Annotated in this window: 19 protein-coding genes; 8 read left to right on the forward strand and 11 right to left on the reverse strand. The window is 41.9% G+C overall.

The window, feature by feature from the left end; all coding sequences use genetic code 11:
* Positions 1-6: 6 nt before the first annotated feature.
* The 3 genes from ACMUMQ_RS00785 to ACMUMQ_RS00795 all read left to right on the forward strand — a co-directional run bounded on the left by ACMUMQ_RS00785 (position 7) and on the right by ACMUMQ_RS00795 (position 5,692).
* Positions 7-660, forward strand: a complete 654-nt coding sequence (locus tag ACMUMQ_RS00785; RefSeq protein ID WP_414680153.1) for an RluA family pseudouridine synthase — start codon at positions 7-9, stop codon at positions 658-660.
* A gap of 246 nt (positions 661-906) precedes the next feature.
* Entirely contained in the window at positions 907-3,300 is a 2,394-nt protein-coding gene (locus ACMUMQ_RS00790) for a methyl-accepting chemotaxis protein (RefSeq protein ID WP_414680154.1), read from the forward strand.
* Between the two features lie 325 nt (positions 3,301-3,625).
* On the forward strand, positions 3,626-5,692 hold the full coding sequence (locus ACMUMQ_RS00795; protein ID WP_414680155.1) for a TonB-dependent siderophore receptor: 2,067 nt from the start codon (positions 3,626-3,628) through the stop codon (positions 5,690-5,692).
* 89 nt (positions 5,693-5,781) lie between these two features.
* On the opposite strand, the gene ACMUMQ_RS00800 is transcribed toward ACMUMQ_RS00795, so the two are convergent.
* Together ACMUMQ_RS00800 and ACMUMQ_RS00805 are read right to left on the reverse strand one after the other, a co-directional pair.
* The gene (locus ACMUMQ_RS00800; RefSeq protein ID WP_414680156.1) at positions 5,782-6,441 is read right to left on the reverse strand and encodes an NADPH-dependent FMN reductase; all 660 of its coding nucleotides are present in this window, start codon (positions 6,439-6,441) and stop codon (positions 5,782-5,784) included.
* An 80-nt stretch (positions 6,442-6,521) separates the two neighbouring features.
* A complete protein-coding gene (locus ACMUMQ_RS00805) occupies positions 6,522-7,109 on the reverse strand; it encodes a TetR/AcrR family transcriptional regulator (protein WP_414680157.1) in 588 nt (195 codons plus the stop codon).
* 142 nt (positions 7,110-7,251) lie between these two features.
* Between ACMUMQ_RS00805 and ACMUMQ_RS00810 the strand changes: the two genes are divergently transcribed.
* Positions 7,252-7,806, forward strand: a complete 555-nt coding sequence (locus tag ACMUMQ_RS00810; RefSeq protein WP_414680158.1) for a carboxymuconolactone decarboxylase family protein — start codon at positions 7,252-7,254, stop codon at positions 7,804-7,806.
* Between the two features lie 86 nt (positions 7,807-7,892).
* Here the strand turns inward: ACMUMQ_RS00810 and ACMUMQ_RS00815 are convergent, their stop codons facing one another.
* Positions 7,893-8,774, reverse strand: a complete 882-nt coding sequence (locus tag ACMUMQ_RS00815; protein WP_317003355.1) for an NAD(P)-dependent oxidoreductase — start codon at positions 8,772-8,774, stop codon at positions 7,893-7,895.
* A gap of 594 nt (positions 8,775-9,368) precedes the next feature.
* On the opposite strand from ACMUMQ_RS00815, the gene ACMUMQ_RS00820 reads away from it, so the two are divergent.
* Positions 9,369-10,034, forward strand: coding sequence for a TorF family putative porin (locus ACMUMQ_RS00820; protein ID WP_414680159.1), 666 nt, complete (start codon positions 9,369-9,371; stop codon positions 10,032-10,034).
* A 153-nt stretch (positions 10,035-10,187) separates the two neighbouring features.
* Here the strand turns inward: ACMUMQ_RS00820 and ACMUMQ_RS00825 are convergent, their stop codons facing one another.
* The 7 genes from ACMUMQ_RS00825 to arfB all read right to left on the reverse strand — a co-directional run bounded on the left by ACMUMQ_RS00825 (position 10,188) and on the right by arfB (position 17,568).
* Entirely contained in the window at positions 10,188-10,439 is a 252-nt protein-coding gene (locus ACMUMQ_RS00825) for a TIGR03643 family protein (RefSeq protein WP_414680160.1), read from the reverse strand.
* A gap of 82 nt (positions 10,440-10,521) precedes the next feature.
* Positions 10,522-12,183: an amino acid ABC transporter ATP-binding/permease protein gene (locus ACMUMQ_RS00830; RefSeq protein ID WP_414680161.1), complete on the reverse strand. Its 1,662-nt coding sequence runs from the start codon at positions 12,181-12,183 to the stop codon at positions 10,522-10,524.
* The gene (gene cydD, locus ACMUMQ_RS00835) at positions 12,149-13,936 is read right to left on the reverse strand and encodes a thiol reductant ABC exporter subunit CydD (protein WP_414680162.1); all 1,788 of its coding nucleotides are present in this window, start codon (positions 13,934-13,936) and stop codon (positions 12,149-12,151) included. The genes ACMUMQ_RS00830 and cydD overlap by 35 nt, the downstream gene beginning before the upstream one ends.
* Positions 13,937-13,941: 5 nt before the next feature.
* A complete protein-coding gene (gene cydX / locus ACMUMQ_RS00840) occupies positions 13,942-14,052 on the reverse strand; it encodes a cytochrome bd-I oxidase subunit CydX (RefSeq protein ID WP_072837837.1) in 111 nt (36 codons plus the stop codon).
* Positions 14,053-14,131: 79 nt separating this feature from the next.
* Positions 14,132-15,268, reverse strand: a complete 1,137-nt coding sequence (gene cydB, locus ACMUMQ_RS00845; RefSeq protein ID WP_414680163.1) for a cytochrome d ubiquinol oxidase subunit II — start codon at positions 15,266-15,268, stop codon at positions 14,132-14,134.
* A gap of 1 nt (position 15,269) precedes the next feature.
* On the reverse strand, positions 15,270-16,844 hold the full coding sequence (locus tag ACMUMQ_RS00850; RefSeq protein ID WP_414680164.1) for a cytochrome ubiquinol oxidase subunit I: 1,575 nt from the start codon (positions 16,842-16,844) through the stop codon (positions 15,270-15,272).
* A 310-nt stretch (positions 16,845-17,154) separates the two neighbouring features.
* Complete coding sequence (arfB, locus tag ACMUMQ_RS00855; protein ID WP_414680165.1) at positions 17,155-17,568, reverse strand: alternative ribosome rescue aminoacyl-tRNA hydrolase ArfB; 414 nt, start codon at positions 17,566-17,568, stop codon at positions 17,155-17,157.
* A gap of 197 nt (positions 17,569-17,765) precedes the next feature.
* Here arfB and hisA point away from each other — a divergent pair, with 197 nt between their 5' ends.
* Positions 17,766-18,530, forward strand: coding sequence for a phosphoribosylformimino-5-aminoimidazole carboxamide ribotide isomerase (gene hisA / locus ACMUMQ_RS00860; protein WP_414680166.1), 765 nt, complete (start codon positions 17,766-17,768; stop codon positions 18,528-18,530).
* A gap of 201 nt (positions 18,531-18,731) precedes the next feature.
* Positions 18,732-19,499: a hypothetical protein gene (locus ACMUMQ_RS00865; protein ID WP_414680167.1), complete on the forward strand. Its 768-nt coding sequence runs from the start codon at positions 18,732-18,734 to the stop codon at positions 19,497-19,499.
* 27 nt (positions 19,500-19,526) lie between these two features.
* Here the strand turns inward: ACMUMQ_RS00865 and ACMUMQ_RS00870 are convergent, their stop codons facing one another.
* Entirely contained in the window at positions 19,527-19,997 is a 471-nt protein-coding gene (locus ACMUMQ_RS00870; protein ID WP_414680168.1) for a hypothetical protein, read from the reverse strand.
* 155 nt (positions 19,998-20,152) lie between these two features.
* On the opposite strand from ACMUMQ_RS00870, the gene ACMUMQ_RS00875 reads away from it, so the two are divergent.
* On the forward strand, positions 20,153-21,517 hold the full coding sequence (locus tag ACMUMQ_RS00875; protein ID WP_414680169.1) for a sigma-54 interaction domain-containing protein: 1,365 nt from the start codon (positions 20,153-20,155) through the stop codon (positions 21,515-21,517).
* Positions 21,518-21,684: the final 167 nt, after the last annotated feature.

Below are 21,684 nucleotides of genomic sequence, written 5' to 3' on the forward strand. Positions count from 1 at the left end.
AACTCCGTGCGAGACGAGCAAGCAACCCTAAACAAACAAGCAACATTAGACATACTCTACGAAGATGACTGGTTTGCAGTTATTAACAAACCAGCCAACTGCTTGTCTGTACCCGGTCGTGGACCAGACAAGCTCGATTCTATCTTGCATCGAGCAGAGTGTTTGTTTGGGGAAGCATTCGCAATACATCGCCTTGATGAAGCTACTTCCGGCTTGATTCTTGTCGCGAAAACCCATGAATGCCAGAAACGCATGTATGCGCATTTTCGTGAACGAGAAGTCAAAAAAGAGTACCGCGCCTTGTTGCGCGGTCACCTCAAAGGCAACACAGGACAAGTACGAAAACCTCTAAGATGTGATTGGCCAAATCGACCAAGACAGATTGTTTGTACCGATGAATGGAGCAAAGACTCCATCACTTTCTGGGAGAAAATCGCCTACGAAGGACAAACAACTCGCGTTCGTCTCACCCCTTTCACAGGACGATCACACCAACTTCGTGTCCACATGCAAAGCCTTGGTCATGGCATCATTGGCGATGAGTTTTACGATGATCAATATACGAATGAATCACGCCTTTTCCTTCATGCTTATCGGTTAGAGTTTCGTCATCCGTTTACTCAAGCGTGGCTAGCCTTTGTTGCTCCCTGCCCTTTTTAAAATAATCCATTCCAAATGGCATAACCAAACGAATAAAACGTCAAGGATCTGTGCCACCTAAATTTAAATCTGGATATAAAACAAAAAGTTATGACATAACGCATTAAAAGGCTTTTTTTACAGTCGGCCAACAAAGGAATACTAGACATATCTCAAATAACGGCTAAATTAATGATATAACTCAGTTTCTTATAAAAAAATTCAGTGTTACAAAACATGTAAATTTATCTTCTAGGAGCCGCAAAGATGAATATCAGCATAAAAATGCGCCTTATATTATTAGGGACAGTTCTCGCGTTTATCCCTGCACTAATAATAAGCCTATTAATCAAAAATGCTGCTATAAAAGACGCCTCCACCATAATAGAAGCAGACGCTCGCAATAAACTGGTTGCCTTAAGAGATGTCACCTCAGTTAACATTCAAGATTATTTAAATTTCATTAATGACCAACTCATCACTTATTCCAGTAATCTGATGATTATCGAAGCAATGAAAAGCTTCGCACCAGCCTTCCATGAATATGTAAATCAAACACCAGACAGTGAATTAGCCAATACCAAACAAGAGTTATTGGGCTTCTATCGAAACCAGTTCGATAAGCAGTACCAATCATTGAATGGTGGGCAAACATCATCACCTGACAATCTGTATCAAGAAGCAGGAAAATCAGCTTGGGTCATGCAGTCTTTATATATCAGTGGCAATCAAAACCCTCTCGGAGAAAAGCATAAGTTAATCGATACCAAATTAGATAATGACTATTCTCGCTTACATGCAAAATTTCACCCTTCCATAACGCAATATCAGCAGCTTTTTGGGTATTACGATATTTTCCTTGTAGATGCAGAGACAGGTCATATTGTCTATAGTGTGTTTAAGGAATTGGACTTCGCTACCTCCTTAAAAAACGGGCCTTACGCAAACTCAGGAATTGGAGAAGCATATAAAAAGGCTTTAACAGCAACCGATAAAGACCAAACCTTTTTAACTGACTTCGCACCTTATCAGCCGTCTTATAATGGCTCAGCCTCTTTTATATCCTCCCCTATATTTGATGGAGGCAAAAAAATCGGCGTAATGATTTTCCAAATGCCAGTAGATAAAATCAACAATGTTATGAATCACCATAATGATTGGCTAAATAGCGGCCTTGGTGAAACAGGTGAAACTTATTTGGTTGGTTCAGATAAAACCATGCGCAGCAATGCGCGAGGGCTCATAGAAGATAAGCAAGAATACTTGGACATGCTGACTAAATCTGGCGTATCCGCTCAAAAGATTCAAACACTTGATACTAAAGACAACACCATTGGCTTACTGACAGTTGATACGCAAGGCGTTCAAAACGCTCTAGGTGGAAAATCAGGGGTCGCTTCTTATAATAATGCTCATAACCACATGGTGCTTTCTGCCTATAAACCACTAAAAATCTTAGGGTTAGATTGGGCAATCATGAGTGAAATCACACAAGAGGAGGCCTTCAGAGAGGTCAAGCTGCTTGAGAAAAGGCTTTCATCTCAGATTTTATACTTTGTTGCAGGATTTTTAGTCTTAGGTGGTTTGCTAGGCTGGGGATTGGCTTATATTATCACTCGTCCTATCAACCAAGTCATAACCACTGTACACGGAATAGGCGAAGGTGAAGGCGACTTAACCCAACGCTTGGACGTTAAAGGTAAAGACGAAACAGCCGCTCTTGCTAATGGCATCAACACCTTTATTGGAAATATTGACGAGACTTTTTCCGCCATATTGAACTCAGTTGTTCGCCTTATTCCTATTTCTCAAGACATCGCGAATGTGAATGAAAAAATTTCCAAAGCATCTCAAGAACAGAAATCTTTTTCAGATGAAATCAATAAACAGCTTAATGAAACAAATGAAGCAGCCAAACTTGTAAACGACAAACTTGAACAGATACATGGCGCAGCCACTAGCGGTAACCAAGTAGTTGATAATAGCTCCAGCGCAGTGGAAGATATCAATAAGACCATGAAAGCTTTGTCTAACAACATATCTGAAGCGGTAGCAGCTATTAACACGCTTACGCAAGATACAGACCGTATATCTGGCATTATTGATGTCATCAATGGCATAGCCGAACAAACTAATTTATTAGCTTTAAACGCAGCAATAGAAGCTGCACGAGCAGGTGAAGCTGGACGAGGTTTTGCTGTGGTTGCAGACGAAGTAAGAACACTGGCATCCAAAACACGCCAATCAACAGATGAAGTAACCGACATGGTAAACAGCATTCAATCAAGTACGAGATCTGTTGTAAGCCTGATGGATAATAGTCAAAAAAATGCCGCAAGTTCCTCTGATAATGTTGCTCAAGCCACACAAGAACTAGATCATGTTAAGAAGGCCATGACTGCTATCTCTGAACGAGTTCATGATATATCCGAAGCAATAAACGCCCAGCAATCAAGCTTTATGGAAATTAACAACACCTATGAAGTTATGGGGGAAAGCTTCCAGAAAGCCCAACTGTCAACGGAAGAATCCATGCTCGTAGGTAAAGACATCACCAAGCTTGGCGATACTATCATGCAGAAAATTAGCAAATTTAAAGTCACAGATCAGACCTGGTCTACATCCCGACGTAACCAGATACGAAACGACGAAACGGACTAATTTGTCTTAACGCAGACAACTGAAACATCAAGTAGTCACCTCATATAAAAAATGGCCACTAAATACTTAACTGAATTTAGTGGCCATTTTGTCTTGTTTATACTCAGCGACGCTCTTCTAACAACATCTCAACGCTTTCTTCATTGTTTAGACTTCTGCTTATTTTATAATTTATTCGACCTCATCCTCACTTTTACAACAAAAACTGTAGATTTTATGCCATTTCCTTGCACTTTCAATTGAAAGTGATTCTCAAAATCATTAATATGCACTTTCATTTCTCCCACAGTGATTGGTTATTATGCGCTTAAAAAAATCCCTCATTATGATGCAAGCTTTCGGAGCGCTTGCTTTTTCCACTGCCGCTTTAGCAGAAACGTCATCAGACAATGTACTGTCTATTGAAGTAGAAGGTCGTGCTCTTACACTTTACAAAGAAGATGAAGCAAGTGTAGGTACTCGTACAAACACCCCAATTGATGAAACACCTCAGTCAGTTCAAGTGATTACACAGGAATTAATTGAAGATCAGGCTGCAAATGAAGTAACTGACCTATTCCGCTCAATGTCAGGTGTTTCTTATTTCAACTATGGCATCATCAAAATGCGTGGTTTTGAGCAAGAAAGCCAAGTGCTTTACGATGGCGTTAAAGGCGACCCATTCCGCACCTTTACCATCCCTCAACTCTTTAATATCGAAGAAGTGCAGACCCTGAAAGGTCCAACAGGAGCACTGTATGGTGCAGGTGAAGCTGGTGGTGTAATCAATTATGTCACTAAGAAGCCTACTTACGAGCAAGAAAACACGATTGAATTAGCTGCAGGAAATAAAGATTTCTTGAGTGGCAGTGTGGAATCTTCTGGGCCAGCCAATGAGGATGGTACACAACGTTATCGTGTAGGTGTCTACACTAGTAGTGAAGATTCTTACCGTAACAATGTGGAAGAAGACAATGAAATCATTGATCTGGGCTATGCTTGGGATTTAAGTGATGACAGCACGCTAACACTTCAATACACACACTTCTATCAGCTGGGCGAGCGTGTTCGTGGTGTACCTATTGATTCTGATGGAAATTTCTTAACTGATTCATCTTGGAACAGTAACGAACCGGATGATTACCAAGAATTTGAATCTGATATTTTCCAGGCCAACTTAGAGCACTCTATTAATGACTGGTTGGATAGTAACTTCACATTTCGTTACTACGAAACAGAAGAAACTCAGAAATACCATCAATCACGCGCTTTAACCGACACAGATTCTGATGGGGTTAATGATGCAGTGACACGTCAATACCGTGATCAAACTCGTATCTACAAAGGTTTTGATCTAGCGTCTTACTTCGTTGCAGACCTTGGAGAGCACACAATCGTTACCGGTGCAGACTACCACTTTGCCAGTGAAGATGAGCTCTTTTATTATTCTGGAACAACGGATGGAACAAGCTCTACACCTTCTGCATTAAGCCTTACAGATCCGAGCTATGACGATGATATAAGCGCTTATGATATGAGCCTGAACCGTGATAGAAGTACAGATCTAAATCAAATAGGTATTTACGTACAAGACCAATGGCGTGCCACAGATAAAATCAACTTAGTTACAGGTGCACGTTTAGACTATATTCAAGAAGATGTTGTAGACAATGATGATGGCAGCGACAACGCTTCCTATGATGATATTGGCTATTCCGCTCGAATTGGTGCTACATACAACATGAGCTCTCAGTTTAAGCCGTACACATCATTCTCTACTGGATTAACACCACAAAGCGCATCGGACCAACTATCATCTGAAGATGGTAGCCTTTTTGACCCTGAAGAAAACCAACAGTTTGAGGTTGGTGCTCGAACTTATTTAGCAAACAATAAATTAAATCTAAATATGGCGCTTTTCCACATTGTTAAAAACAATGTTTTAACGGAAGACCCTGATGACGATGATTATAATGTAGCCATTGGTGAAATTCGCAGCCAAGGTTTTGAGTTAGACATCCTTGCTGATATTACACCACGCTGGGTTGCTAACATCAGCTACACCTATACTGATTTAGAGGTGAAAGATGATGATGACGCACTTAGAGTTCTATCAAACTCTCCTTACAATCAACTAGGCCTTTGGACTCGCTATGAGTTCCCTAGTATTGACTCTTCTATCGCCTTTGGTATGGATTATGTAAGCGAGCAAACTGATCGTGATGAAAACACTATCAAGCCTTACACAATCTATGACCTTTCGTGGCAAACAAGATGGCAAGATTGGAAATTCCAAGCCAACATCAAAAACTTGTTTGACAAAGAATATGCGATTGCAGGTTTTACCACTGAGTCTGGCGCCATCGTCGGTGAACGCCGTCGTATTTACTTAAAAGCCTCTTACGACTTCTAATCGAGTCAGTTAACAGGCTACAAAAAAGCGGATTAACTAATCAGTTAATCCGCTTTTTTTATGATTGAAATAAATGAAGGTGTTTTCTATCAAGGCGCGTTACGTTGCGAAGGATCGGCTACAAACTCTTTAGCCAACGAAAAGGGATCAACTTCCTCTTTGTGCTGTTTGGTAGCCTGTGCCCACCAAGTCAATTGATGAAACGTACGACCAAAATAGTCAAACCAAGCGTTTCTGTCTTCGCCTTCCTGCACCTGCCCCTGCTCATCAAACGCTTCTTGAGCTTTTGGCACATGAATCATAGCGGAAACCGATAAACACCCCAGCTCAGAAAGAAAAGTACGCATGCCAACCGCTGCACGCATGCCACCCCATTGCCCTGCTGAATACGTCACAATCGCACTCGGTTTATAGGAAAATAGCGAGCTACCAAAGTGATTCAATAAATTAGCGAGCGCTGGACTCATAGAATGGTTGTATTCTGGGCTTACCATAATAAACCCATCTGCCTCTGCGATTTTCCCAGCCAAAGAGTCCAAAGCGTCTGGCGCGCGTCCCTTTGCATAAGCAAACTGAGGCTTAAAAACCGTTTCTAAAGGGTAATCAGGCGCATCCACCAGCTCAATATCATGATCAGAAAATCGCTCAGACAAACAAAGCATACAAGCTTTAGCGACTCTCTCCCCTAAACGTGCTGGCTTTGGTGGCGTGCTATTACGAACCGTACCTAGAAATACCAAAAACTTCATCTTCCTCTACTCCCTTCAGAAATCAGTTCCTAACATTTTACTCGTAAATCAAGGCAAATAAATGACGAGAGTCAGAGGACTTATTGGAAAGGATGATGATCAAACAACTCATCAATCATCTTTTCTAACGGACCATTATCATCACTGGTTTTAGCGTAAACACGTAAACCGGTAATTTGAATTTGTAGAAAACGCGCCAGTTCTTGTGGGTCTTTACTTGTATCCATTTCCTCTTTCTTTTGCGCCTCTACAATAAGTTGTGCGAACTTATTCTCTACAGACTTTAAAGCGTTTTTCGCGACACTTAACAATTCAGGTTGATCATCTGTCAGCTCTGCAACCGTCTTGGCAAGCATACACATACAGCTTGGCGCTTCATTTTGAGAGTCAATAACCACTTGTTTAGTAAAATCTTTTAGAGCCTCTACAGGCGAAGAAGACTGTACGCGTAAATTCTCCAACTCTGTTAAACCCAGCTCAGCATAATGCTCTAATGACGCTTTGAAAACACCATCTTTACTACCAAATTCGGCATAAATACTTCCTGGTCGCAAATCTATCGCATCTTGCAAATTACGCATAGAGGTCGCGTGATACCCCTTTTCCCAGTAAAGATTCGTTGCGTTTTCAATCACTTGCTGGCGATCAAACTTGGCTTTTTTACTCATGACATAACCTTATGACAAAAAATAATTGAGCGATTGTTCAAATATATCTTGAACGTACGTTCAAATCCAGATAAATTGCTCTTCATTGAAAGGAAAAACCTTTTAACAAATATTTAACATCATGAAATAAAGGATACGAATTATGAGCGAATTTACATTCCACACTCTTGAAACAGCACCTGAAGGTAGCAAAGCAATCCTCGAAGGCGCAGTTGAGCAAATGGGTAAAATCCCAGGTCTTTATGCCGTTATGGCGGAATCACCAGAAATTTTGACGGCTTACACGCAATTGCATCAAGCTTTCACAAATACTTCTTTTAACGCGGAAGAATTAACAGTGGTATGGCAAACCATCAATGTTGAGCATGAATGTCACTTCTGTGTTCCTGCACACACAGCGATTGCCAATATGATGGGAGTAGATCCAGCACTGACAGAAGCATTACGCAATAGCCAACCAATGCCAACACCTAAGCTACAAGCTTTGCAAGATCTTACTTTGTCTATTGTTCGTAACCGTGGTTTTGCATCGGATGCAGAATTGGAAGCTTTCTACGCTGCTGGTTATGCTCAAAAGCAGGTATTAGAAATTATTCTAGGCCTGTCTCAAAAAGTGATCAGCAACTACGTCAACCATGTTGCTAAAACACCTGTTGATGAAATGTTCCAACAGTTTGTTTGGACGAAAGCTAAGTAATTAAATAGCTTACAAACAAAACGCAAAAACAAAAAAAACCACGCACTGCCAAAAAACAGTACGTGGTTTTTTTTAGGTTATTAAGATTACTTGTTTAGAGTTTTGAAGTAATCAAAGATAACTGGAACATCGTTTTGACCCAAGCCAGCGTCAACAGCAGCTTGCAAGCTCTTAGAAGTACCTTGAGCGATCAAAGATTCAGTGCCTAGCTCTTCACATAGAGCAAGGAAGTAACCAAGATCTTTGTTTGCGTTAGCAACAGAGAAACCTAGTTTTTCTTCGCCGTCTACAGCGTAGAATTTACAGAACTGCATGAATGGAGAGTTAGAAGGACCAGCAGACATGATGTCAAACAATTGCTGACCATCAACACCAGCACGCTCTGCAACAGCAAATGCCTGAGACATAGTTGCAACAGTCGTCATACCCATGAAGTTGTTAACTAGCTTAGTTACGTGACCGGCACCTAGTGCACCTAGGTAGAAAACGTTTTCGCCTTGCTCGTCAAGAACTGGTTTAACTTTTGCGAACGTAGCTTCATCACCAGCGGCCATGATATTCAATAGACCGTCTTTAGCGTGAGCTGGTGTACGACCTAGAGGAGCGTCAATCATGCCAGCACCTTTAGCAGCAAGATCAGCACCGATTTTCTTAGTAGAAGCAGGGATAGAAGTACCGAAGTCAATTAATGTTTTGCCTTCAGACATACCAGCCAAGATACCTTCTTCACCGTAAACAACTGCTTCAACTACGTTAGAAGTAGTTAGGCAAAGCATTACGATATCGCTTTTTTCAGCCAATTCTTTACCTGTAGCCGCTTCAGAAGCGTTACCACGAGCAAGAACAGCAGCAACAGCGTCTTTGTTAAGATCCATTACGTTTACTTGAAAACCGCGAGTTTGTAGGTTTTCAACCATGTTGCCGCCCATAAGACCAAGGCCGATGAAACCAATAACTGGTTTAGTCATATATAACTCCTAAAAAAACTCAATTGTATTATTATATGTTCACTAGAGCGTGAGAATATACACCTTTTTGGCGTCAGACACACACCGAATCCATGTAATTTTTTCATCTGAATAGCTAGAATGGCTCAAAAAATGTCTAAAAGGCCATAAAATAGTATCTAGGTGAAAGTTAAAATCTTTTTAATTTCAGTGAGTTAATCCAGTCTTTTTGATTTATATCGAATAAATTCCACATAATTTCTGACTTAAATATTTCTCCTCCCAAAATTCTCCATTATTAGTAAACATATACAAGCAGCCCAACAGATAATAGAAAACCAATCTAAGCCTTATCGCTCTTCTCTTCCTCACTTTTTTGACTAAACACCCACAACAAAACAAGAAAAAACAACACTACAACTGCGTAAAGAAAGATACGGAAAAAGGAGAAAAGAAGACAAGAGAACATAAGGTGTGTAAGAAACGTCTAGAAACTATGTACCGCCAATTGACCCAATAATCAGAGCCCTCTACTCTCAGCCGACAATGCAGATACCCTTATTTACATCATCGGATTTAAATGAGGTTATTTGACTCAGCGAGAAAGGACAAACAATGAAAAAACTTATTACCCTGACAATGATTAGTTTTGCGGCTACAGGAGCCCATGCTCAAACCACTAAACAAATTGGCCTCATGACTGACTATTTGTTCCGCGGCATTACACAAACGGATAACAACCTGGCTGCCTATTTCAAAGCCACAGAGCAAGTTGGTAATGCTTATGGCGGCATTCACTTGATCAACATTGATACATCCGACGACGCAGAAGGCTTACCTGTCGAAATGGACGTCCGCTTTGGCTATAACAACCAATTTGATGGATTTAATATCGACCTAGAAGTCATCACCTATAACTATCTTGTCGATGAAAAAGGCGATGAAACTGAATTCAAAATCGGCACCTCATTCGGCAACAATTTAGATCTCGCTCTTTACCGTGGCGTCAAAAAGAAAACCTGGTACCCAGAACTAAGCTATGAAGCACTCTTAAGTAATCGATTGTATTTAGATGCCTCAATAGGCTACTGGATGCCAGACGATTCTAACGATACAGCCCTTACCGTACGTACAGAATTGGGACGAGATTTTCCTGAATTGTATGGCGTGGACATTTACGCAGCGATTGATTTTATTAGCGACAGCACACCATTTGGTGGCACAAACGATCAAGATGATTCAAACACTGAATTTGTTATTGGTGTACGTAAAAACTTTTAGAGCATGGCTTTACGCTTTATAAGCGCAATAACAATTCAAACCGAGTAGTCATCTTGTACCAGGGGTTAAACACTCATAAAGTTTGCTGCAACCAATCGAGAGCTGCTTTAGCCCCTTCATCTAAATAAATGAGCATAAATAGCTGAGACAGCACTATTTATGCTTATATTGCGTAGGACAATAGGCTCTTGAAACCTCTGGATTTCTTAACTTCAAATGCTTGGTCGAACGCCCATAAACTCTTGAGCGCCATAACTTAAAGCTACGAGGTGTTAAGCAGCTACGCATAAGGCGAATCACACCCGATTCATTAAGACCAAATTGTGACTCTATCGCCTCAAATGGCGTTCTATCCTCCCACGCCATCTCAATAATTCGCGATTTATTTTCTTCAGACAATGCCATTATAAATTCTCATAGATAATGAATTGATCTGTTTTACGCAGCAGCTTGAGTTTTAGTTCAAAAAACTTCTCCGGAAAGATTTTTAAAGTTCGACAATTTTCGCATCATCCGCAAGACTGCTCTCGACGTGGCTGACTAGAATGAGAATCTCAGGTTTGTAGTCATTTTTCAGAGACTCACAAATACGCTCTATGGTGGCTTTATCGAGCCCGTCGAAAGGTTCGTCTAGAAGTAACACGGGAGACTTTCTGAGAAGTAAACGCGCCAAAGCAAGACGTTTACGTTGTCCACCGGATAAATTACGTCCTTGAGAACTTAGTAACGTTGCCAAATCATTTGGCAGGTTTCGCGCCCAGCCTCCTAATGAAACCGCGTCGAGCACGCTCCACAACTCTTCATCGGTTGCATCTGGATTACCAAGTCGTAAATTAGCCGCTATACTTTGTTGGAAAATATAAGGCGACTGAGGCAAATAGCTTATTTTGTCTTGGTAGTCTTGATTGCCGTATAAATCTTGTTTTTTACCGTTAATCAAAGCATCGCCAGACGACAAACTATCACCGGCTATCGCAGCCAATAATGTCGATTTACCAGAGCCACTGGCACCACGAATCCAAATGAGATCGCCCGAATTTATTTGCAGATCAATTGGTTGATTGCCCATATTGCTGGACGCATGAAAGCCTCGCCAGCGTTTAAATCCTATAGACTGAATCGCTTTATCTGCCATAACAGGCTGCGATGTTTCCTCTTGATGTAATTGATTCAAGCGACGTAAACCAACTTGAGATTGTCCCTGCGCCACGAAAGATTGCACCAAAGGCAAAACTAGCTCATTCACGGCCAATAAAGACAACACAAAGCCCACAAACCAAGTACCCTGCACTCCCTCCACCAGCATCCAACGACCTGTTTCAGCTTGCACATCGCTAACTAAATAAAAGCTACAAAGCAGCAGCAAAATGGTGACAGCATAAGACAATAAACGACCTAGGCTGACGGCTTGTTGAATCTTGATTTCAGTTTTACGTTGTCGTTCATCTAATTGATCAAGGCGTTGGGCATAGTCTTGCCAATGACCGCGAATAGTTAAAGTAATCAAGGCAGAAAACAAACTCACAAAACGACTGCGACGATGCACGCCTAAAATCTGCCCAACATGCACCGCGTGACTGGCGGCATAACCACAAAAATACGGCACAACCACAGTATGTAAAACAGCCGCAACAGCCAAAGGCCAAAGCAAAATGGGCAAGATGAAATACGCTAGAACAGACACCGCCGCATAGCTTAAGAAAGCGTATACCCAAGGTAAAAATACCACCAAAGGCCAACGAATAATCTGATCAAGATCGCTCACTAAACGCTGTAATAAATCCCCTCGACTTTGTTCATGTAAGTTCGCAGCGTCTTTGGCAACACGCTGATCCCACACCCAAAGACGTAAAACACGTAACAAGCCTAATAAATGATTATGAGCAGACACTTGTTCGCCATAACGCCCCGCTGTGCGCAAAATGGCCATACCACGAACAATCGCACCTGGCGTTAAATAGTTAAAAACCAACGCAGCACCGACGGCGCTTGCTAACCCAGCAGCCGAAATAAACCAACCGGAAATCCCCAACAGCGCAACACCTGCCAAGCTTGCAGCAACGCCGGTAAGAAGAGGAATAATAAAACCCCAAGGGTTAGCAAATAAAAGACCTTTAAGCGACAGCTTGTTTGTTTTGACCTTGCTCATGCAAACCTCCTTGCGTCAGTGACCAGTGTTTATCAGCCCAAGCAATAGGATGTGTATCGTGACTCACGATTAATAAGGTTTTGCCTTTGGAAACCTGCTCTAATGTGGACAGCACGGCTTGTGCTGTGTCTGCATCTAACCCTGAGCAAGGCTCGTCAAGCAACCAAACATCCGCTTGAGACAACAAAGCCCGTGCGATAGAAAGTCGCTGCATTTGTCCGCCAGATAAGCCAGAACCTAGCTCAGTTAGCTTAGTTTCTAATCCCGCTGGTAAAGCTTGGATAAAGTCATCACATTGGCTTTTTTGCAAAGCTAATTGGATATCTTCTTCATTTGGCGCTTGGAAGCCTTCACGGCTTTCCAAACCCAAAAGCAAGTTACGACGAATGCTGCCGTTCACCCATTCTGGTGTTTGCGGCAACCAAGCCAGTTTGCTTCGCCAAGCAGCTAAGTCGATATACTGAAACGATTGGTCCTTAACGAATAACTGACCTTGGTAATCTTCTTCAAAACCCAGTAAAAGATGCAATAAACTGGATTTACCTACGCCAGATTCACCGCTCAACCAAACTCGTTCTCCTTGAGCAATCTCACCTGAAATAGGCGCAAGGCGATAACGGCCAGATTCGCTCCAACTCAAATGATCAAAGTAAATAAAGCTGCCTAAATCAGCCTTTGTTTTTGTGGCTGATTGTGTAGCTTGTTCGTTTTCGTCTGCCATCGACTCATGAATGCGAGTGTTTAGCACTTCTAACAAATCTGTCGCTGCGGCTTCGGCTTTTTGCTTCGCGTGGTAATCGTTACCTAATTGGCGCAAAGGCAAATAAAACTCTGGCGCGAGTAATAAAAGAAACATCGCTTGTGTTAAAGTCACAGGCGACGAGCCAACTTGCCAAGGCAGTATTTCCAGCAAGCCAAGCCCAAGATATAAGGCGATCATAGCGATGGAAAGTGACGCAAACAGTTCCAAAGTAGCAGTCGATAAAAAAGCCAGTATCAGTACATTCATGGTGGTTTTTTGATACGCACCTGAGCTGTCAGATAAACGTGCTCTGGCTTCGTCTGTACGATTAAGACGTTTTAATTCGGATAAGCCTTGGCTCAAATCCATAAACTGATTGGATAACATGGCCAAAACACTAAACTGGCGTCGATTGGCTTGAGCCGCTTTATGACCAACAAAAATCATAAAAATGATCACCAAAGGCGCGGTCATCATAAACACAAAAAAGGCGATCCAAGAAATAGAAACAACAGACAACAGAATGACACAGGGAATAAGAGTCACCATAAAGACTTGAGGTTTATAGCGACTAAAGAAATCGTCTAACGCGTCTACTTGTTCATAAACGCGGGTAGACAGCGCCGCATCTTCTTCTATTCGTAACCGAGTTGGGCCCAGTTTCGTCAGATGCAACACCAATTTACTGCGCAAGCCATAACGAATATGACGACTTGCGCTGGTACAAATACGTTCTCGTCCAAAGTTAGACAAAGCACGTAATAACAAAGCAAACAAACCAATAGCTAAAAGAGGCAGAGAGAAAGACTGATACAAGGCCATATCCGAGAAAACATTCGCCAACGCCCACGCCTGTAAAACCAAAGACACGGCAAACAAAACACCAAAGCCTTGAGCAAGCCGATATTTTGCAGACTCTTGGTTGGCTAATTCTCCTAAAAATTGCGCTTCTGGCGTCTTAATTCGACCAGCACAACGCCTTTCTTTTTTTGCTCTCTTGCTCTTTGCCATCAAGTTTACTTCTGCTCCTCTTCACCTTCATAACCGCTGAATTCCAACCACACAGCGTTGATAATGCCGAAAGAACAAGCTAATAAAACACCAAGAACCCAAGCAAAATACCACATATTTTCTTCCTCTCATTTGTTGCTTAAGGCTAGGACTCGTGAGCCCTAGCATTTTGCATAACCAACTCAGTACGATTTTCTAATACAAAGAGTGGTTGTTTTCTTCAATGTGTTTCTTCGTCAAACGACCGTACATAACAAAGTAGTTCCACAAGGTGTAACCCAAAACAATCGGCACAAAAATGCACGCCACAACAAACATAATCATCATGGTGTTTTGACTAGAAGTGGCGTCCCACATTGTCAAACTCATGCTTGGGTAACTTAAAGAAGGCATTAAGAATGGGAACATAGAACCACCCGCTGTCACTATGATGCCAGCAATACCTAATGATGAACTCAAGAAAGCCAAAGCACCTTTTTTCATCACGCTAGTAATGGCAGCAAACAACATACCTGCGATTCCAACAATAGGCGCCAAGATAAGCGCTGGCACTTTCTCGTAATTCGCTAACCATGCGCCTGCTTGCACTTCTGCTGTTTTCATTAACGGAGTCATGACTTGGTTACCGTCAATGTCGCTTGTTAAAACATAACCATCAATGCCGTAAGCCAACCAAACACCAGCAAGAATGAACAAAACAGAAGCTAATGCGCCTGTAATGGCTGTAATACGACTCGCTTTATTCAGCAATGCAGCATCGGTTTTCATTTGTAGCCATGCGCCGCCTTGTGTCATCAGCATCAGCAAGCTAACCAAACCACACAGAATCGCAAATGGATTCAGTAAAGCAAAGAAAGAGCCGGTGTAAGTCACACGTAGGTACTGGTCGAACTCAAACGGTACGCCTTGCAACAAGTTGCCAAACGCCACACCGAAGATGATAGGTGGCACAGCTGAACCAAAGGTAATTCCCCAATCCCAACTGTTGCGCCATTTTGTATTTTCCAATTTTGAGCGATAGTCAAAACCGATCGGACGGAAGAATAACGCCGCCAACACCAACATCATCGCAAAATAGAAACCAGAGAAAGACGTCGCGTACACCACAGGCCAAGCCGCAAATAAAGCACCACCAGCGGTAATAAACCAAACTTGGTTGCCGTCCCAATGGGGCGCAATCGAGTTGATCATGATACGACGTTCAGAATCCGTTCCACCGATTATGTTTAGTAGACTCCCAACGCCCATGTCGAAGCCATCCGTTACGGCGAAACCAATCAGTAAAACACCGATCAATACCCACCAAATTACTTTTAATAATTCGTAATCCATCTTATACCTCCTGCTTTAACTGAGCAGTTTCTTGTTCAAGTGCATAGCGACCAGTGTGTAAACTAGAAGGCCCCTGCTTTGCAAAACGAATCATTAGATACATTTCGGCAATCAAGAAAGCGGTATATAAGACGGCAAAGCCAGCGATCGTAATCCAAATTTCGGTTGCTGTGAGGCTCGATACTGCAACGTGAACAGGTAAGATTTCACCAATTGCCCACGGTTGACGGCCATATTCTGCAACAAACCAACCGGCTTCGTTCGCAATCCAAGGCAACGGCAAACACAGCACAATGAATTTCAAGAAAGTAGGATTATTACCAATTCGGCGACGAGCATTTTGATAGAAAGCCGCTGCGAACACGATCAACATTAGGAAGCCACATCCCACCATAATTCGGAAGGCGAAGAACAAAGGCGCAACCTGAGGAATGGAATATTCCACCGCTTGATCTATTTCATCTGACGTTACTTTATTGATGTCTTCATTGAAGGCTGTCACCAATAAACCGTAACCAAGGTCGTCTTTCACTTTCTCGAAGTTAGACTTCACAAGAGGATCTGTTGAGCCTTCGCGTAATTGCTCAAGTAACTGGTTCGCATAAATACCATTGATGATTCGTTGGCGATTATGCTCTTTCAGTTCTTGAATACCCTCTACTTCCGTATCAAGAGAACGTGTGGCGATCAAACCCATTAAGCCCGGAATCTTGATTGCGTATTCGTTTTCTTCAAGCTCTTGGTTTGGAAAAGCAATCAGAGTGAAATCCGCAGGTGCTTCCTGAGTTTCCCATTCCGCTTCAATGGCAGCTAATTTCACTTTTTGAACTTCACCAATCTCGTAACCAGACTCATCACCTAGCAAGATCACACTCAAAATAGAAGCCAGACCAAACGCAGAAGCAATGGCAAAAGAACGACGAGCAAAAGCAAGATCACGACCTTTTAGTAAGTAGTAGCTTGAAATTACCAGAACAAACATGGCCCCCGTTGTGTAACCTGCAGAAACCGTATGAACAAACTTCACCTGCGCCACTGGGTTAAAGATCAAAGCACTGAAATCAACCAACTCCATTCTCATGGTTTCGTAGTTGAACTCAGAACCAACAGGGTTTTGCATCCAGCCGTTGGCAATCAAAATCCATAAAGCTGATAAGTTAGAACCTAACGCTACACCCCAAGTCACCATTAGGTGTTTTACCTTGCTGAGACGATCCCAACCAAAGAAGAACAAACCAACCAAAGTGGACTCTAGGAAGAAAGCCATCAAACCTTCGATGGCCAAAGGTGCACCAAAAATATCGCCAACATAATGAGAGTAATAAGACCAGTTAGTCCCGAATTGGAACTCCATAGTCAAACCCGTTGTTACGCCAAGCGCAAAGTTAATACCAAACAATTTACCCCAGAACTTAACCATGTCTTTGTAAACTTGCTTACCGGTAATCACGTAGACTGATTCCATGATTGCGAGTAAGAAAGCCATCCCTAATGTCAAAGGGACAAACAAATAGTGGTACAGAGCAGTGAAAGCAAACTGAAACCGCGATAATTCCACTACAGCTTCGTTAATCATATAACTTCAACCCATTCATTTGATTGAGAAAAAAGACGCTTGTAGACACTTAAATTCATTTAATTGAGTGTTCTTATTATCTAACGCCCACCGAAGCCTCACCCATCTGAGGCTACTATAAGGCCAGATTATGAGAGGTGTTGCGTTTTAAAACATTGCGTTAGATCAAGATAAAGAGAGTGAAAAGAATATGTCAGAAAGCCAAAAAACAGAGTGCTTAAAAAGCCACAGGAAAGTCTTTCATTTGTAGATATATGTCATGGAAAAGGCGGCTAAAAGCCGCTATTAGAGAAGACAAAGTAAGATGAATCTAATCCCAGTTACTGCGTCTTAGGCTTTTGATTTGCCCTTTTTGCTTTTTCTGGTCAACTCGTTTTTTCTGGGAAGATCGCGTCGGTTTGGTTGGCCGACGGGCTTTTTGAACTCGAACCGCTTCTTGAATTAAGGCTTTTAGGCGCGCTAATGCGTCTTCCCTATTCAACTCTTGAGTTCTGTGTTGCTGTGCTTTGATCACGATATCGCCGTCTTTCGTGAGGCGAGAATCTTTAAGCTCTAAAAGTCGCTCTTTATAAAACGCAGGCAAGGAGGATTGAGCCACGTTGAATCTAAGATGAATAGCAGAAGAGACTTTATTAACATTTTGACCACCCGCTCCTTGAGCTCGAATAGCAGTAAGTTCTATTTCGTGGTCTGGGATCGCTACTGCGACGGAGATTTGCAACATAGGGTTTCTTTGAAAATTCTATGATAAGAAGGAAGCTGTGATTATAACAGGCTTCCTTAATGTTTTCTCTGACGCATCGTTTCTCAAGAATTTATCGGCTATACTGCTTTTTTGGCATTTCAGCCATGTTCATTTTTGCGTATTATTTTTGGCTGCTTTTCATAAGCAGCCATTTTTAGCAGTAATAGGAGCGTTTTGTGACTCAGTTTCGTCCTTGTATCGATTTACATCAAGGCAAGGTTAAACAAATTGTAGGTGGTAGCTTGAACGACAAAGGCGCTACTGAAAACTTTATCAGCGATTACAATGCAGAGCATTACGCGAAGCTTTATCGTGAGCATGGCCTTACGGGCGGCCACGTAATTGCATTAGGTAAAGGCAACCAAGATGAGGCATTAAGCGCCCTGCGTGCTTATCCTAACGGTTTACAATTTGGTGGCGGTGTAAAAAGTAGCAACGCTGCGAGTTATTTAGAAGCTGGCGCTTCTCACGTTATTGTGACGTCTTACTTATTTAAAGATGGCGAATTCTCTTGGGATCGTTTAGACAAAATTAAGCGTGAAACAGGAACAGATCGTCTTGTATTAGATTTGAGTTGTCGACGCACAGAAGACGGCTGGAGCATTGCGACTGACCGTTGGCAAACGGTTACTTCTACGAAAATCAACAAAGAAAATCTAATTGAGCTGGCTGATCACTGTGATGAGTTTTTAATCCACGCTGCTGATGTAGAAGGTTTACAGTCAGGAATCGACGAAGATTTAGTGCGTCTATTAGGTAGCAGTGCTTGTCCTGTAGATATTACCTATGCTGGTGGCGCTCGTTCGTTGGCAGATTTAAAACGTGTGCATGAATTATCAAACGGTCTTGTGGATTTAACCATTGGCAGCGCGTTGGATATTTTTGGCGGGCAAGGCGTCACTTTAGATGAATGCATTTTGTGGAATCAAACACAAAAGTAGCCAGCTCAAGCCAATCAAAAAAGAAGCGTTTGGTGTGAACCCTCGCTTCTTTTTGAATAAACACCTTCATTTTGTGGTTTTTGCTCATCTTTACCTATTCTTTAAACAAATACAGTAGTAAGTAAAGAAGGCTTCATCTCGACATCAATCACGCCATACTTCATACTTGTTTTTTTTTGTATTTCACCTCAGGACAACACCATGTCTCTATTTCGTACTGGCCTTTTACTTGCGACGCTGTTACTTAGCGCCTGCTCGATGCCAATATTAGACAATTTATCGTCAAACACTTCGTCAGAAAAAGACAAGGCTCAATCAGAAGCCAATGCAGAATCAAGCGATTTACTGATTCCAAACCTTCAAGGCCAAACAGAAGAAGTTGTAGAAACAATCAACAGCACTTCTTATGACGAATTACTAACAAGATATAACGACCAGAAAGAACTGGCGGAAGCAAACTATGAGGAACTTAAAAGCCGCGTAGGCAAAGCAGACAATCTTCCGAAGCTATTAGTTAATACAAATACCAGCCAACAAAATATTGATACTGCAATCCAAGAGCTTCGCAGTTACACAAGCAAAACCAATACAGAGATTGCGCAACTGAATGCCCGTGTGGCGGATCGCCAGACAATGGCAATCAATGGTGACTTAATTCGCGTATTTTTGTCTGAAGCGACGATTAACCATGCAGAACAAGAATTTAAGGCTCAGCCACTTGTTGGCCAATGGGTAAGAGGAGAAACCAGGGTTATTCGATTAAAAGACCATATCTTCTTTGAGAATCCAAAGTCAGAAGATTTAGTCATTACTTTCTCTGAGACTTATCAGCTTATTTTGAATCAACAAGTGATCGCCACAGTTAACCCGAACAGAGAGAAAAACAGCGCTAGCTTTAATGTGCCAACACAAGATAATTTGGGCAAGATTATTGGTAAGTTGGACTATCGAATAGAAGGCAATAAATAGCGTTTCAGAAACGCAGCTAAGCTCTATTTATTTAATGAGTTTAGCTGCTTTTCGTCTACTTTCAGTATTATCCAATACCACTTGAATACGCGCCAAATAATCAATAATGCCATTCGCAAATACTCGGTTATTCAGTTTTCTCACCAACCTTCCTACGCGTTTTATCACTTGGCAATTTACAGACATCACACGAGTAGAAAGAAACCTATCTGACGCATTCAGTGCCGATATATACGCAATCGCAATGTAACCCGGTTCTGGATTCATAGTGCCTGTGTCTTCTGGTAACTCATCAACTCCTTTTAGCAACCTTTCAGCCAACTGCTGATATAAAACAGAAACCGTTTTAAATACATGTCGATCTAAAGTGTTGCTCACTCGCTCATGAGACTTAGCATTTGCTGAATATCCGTCTAGGCACATGGAAAGCATATCCCATAAAAGATGAGTATCAGGCAATTGAGCCAATTCCGTTTGTGCCTCTTTATAAGTCGTCATGCTCCATCTCCTTTCAAAAAACAGTGAACTTTGTGCAAATAAGGGTGATTAAGATCTGGTTTACTGAAAAGTCCCCTTGGTAAACCTATGACACTCTACAACCCTGTGATTTCATAGCCCTAATATAAATTTTGATCTAATTAGGGAAAATGATAATGCCTTCTCCAAAGCTATTTATGCATATTAAAGATCCATCATTAGCTTCGGACTTATTGTCTTTGCAAAGTCTTTGCCAATATGAATTGAGTGTTAGCCGACAAACAGAAAACTGGCTAGATCAACTGACTGAAAAGAAGTGTGATGTGGCGCTTATTGAAGTGGGTTCATGTCACGACAAAGCATTAAAAGAACTGATTAATAGCCCCATTCTGTGCCAAACCGAATTCATCTTTTTCAGTACCGGGAGCCCTGATCCAACACTCGACCATTTAATTAAGAAAGGCGCTGGTTTTCATTATCGTGCGCCCTACCATTTATCTTTAATTGACTCTTCACTTCAAGAGATCTTTCGTGAGCTAAATCTCACAAAAGAAAGCAACAATGTACAAGCCAGTTACCTTGACCAATTTGGGCTTTTAGTCGGTTCCTCACCTAGCATGCACTCTTTGTATCGAACCATCCGCAAAGTGGCGGCGACCAAAGCCAATGTATTTATTATTGGCGAGAGCGGCACAGGCAAAGAGTTAATTGCAAACACCTTGCATGTCGTTAGCCCAAGAGCAGAAGCCCCTTTTGTGGCCATTAACTGTGGCGCGCTTAGTCCAGAGTTAATCGACAGCGAACTATTTGGCCATGTAAAAGGTGCATTTACCGGTGCTCACAAAGATCACCAAGGGGTTTTCGAACAAGCAGAAGGCGGCACTCTTTTTTTGGATGAAGTCACCGAAATGCCTTATGAACACCAAGTTAAGCTACTACGCGTGCTTGAAAGCGGTGAATACAAACCCGTTGGCTCCCAGCATGTAAAAATAGCCAATGTCCGTATTGTTGCAGCAACTAACCGAATCCCAAGTGAAGCAATCCGCTACGAAATTTTCCGTGAAGATTTGTACTTTCGTTTAGCTCAATTCCCTATTTATGTCCCTAAACTTAGAGACAGAGAAGGCGATGCATGCGGCTTGGCTCAGCACTTTTTAGCTTATCGAAACAGTCAAGACGGTCTGCAAAAGCAATTATCTGAATCAAGTCTCGACAAAATAAAACATTATCATTGGCCAGGTAATGTCAGAGAACTCAAACACGCGATCGAGCGAGCTTATATTCTATCGGATCAAATCATCCAACCTGAGCACATTATCACCAACGATTCCGACTATAGTGCTTCAAGCGATCAATCAGCCGGAATTCCTACTGGTATGCGCCTTGAAGAAATCGAGAAAATTGCCATTCTCAAAACCCTAAAAGAGAATAATGGCAACCGAACCGATACCGCACAACAGCTTGGGATTAGCATCAAAACCCTCTACAACAAGCTAGATAGATACGAAAGCCATTTATCTGCACAAAAAGCAGCCGAGTAATATTCGTTACCTTCTTATGCCCTAAATGCTCCTCGGTGGTGATGACAAGCAAAGTACTTCATCAACACCGAGGACAAACTAAGTCATCCTAACCTAGGGAAGGTACTAACAAGTCCACTGACTTCAGCGTGTGGATAAACCTTTATTATTCGAGGCAAGCTTCGCAG

Origin of the sequence: Marinomonas algae, from assembly GCF_047525555.1 — a bacterium.
Taxonomy (GTDB): Bacteria; Pseudomonadota; Gammaproteobacteria; order Pseudomonadales; family Marinomonadaceae; genus Marinomonas.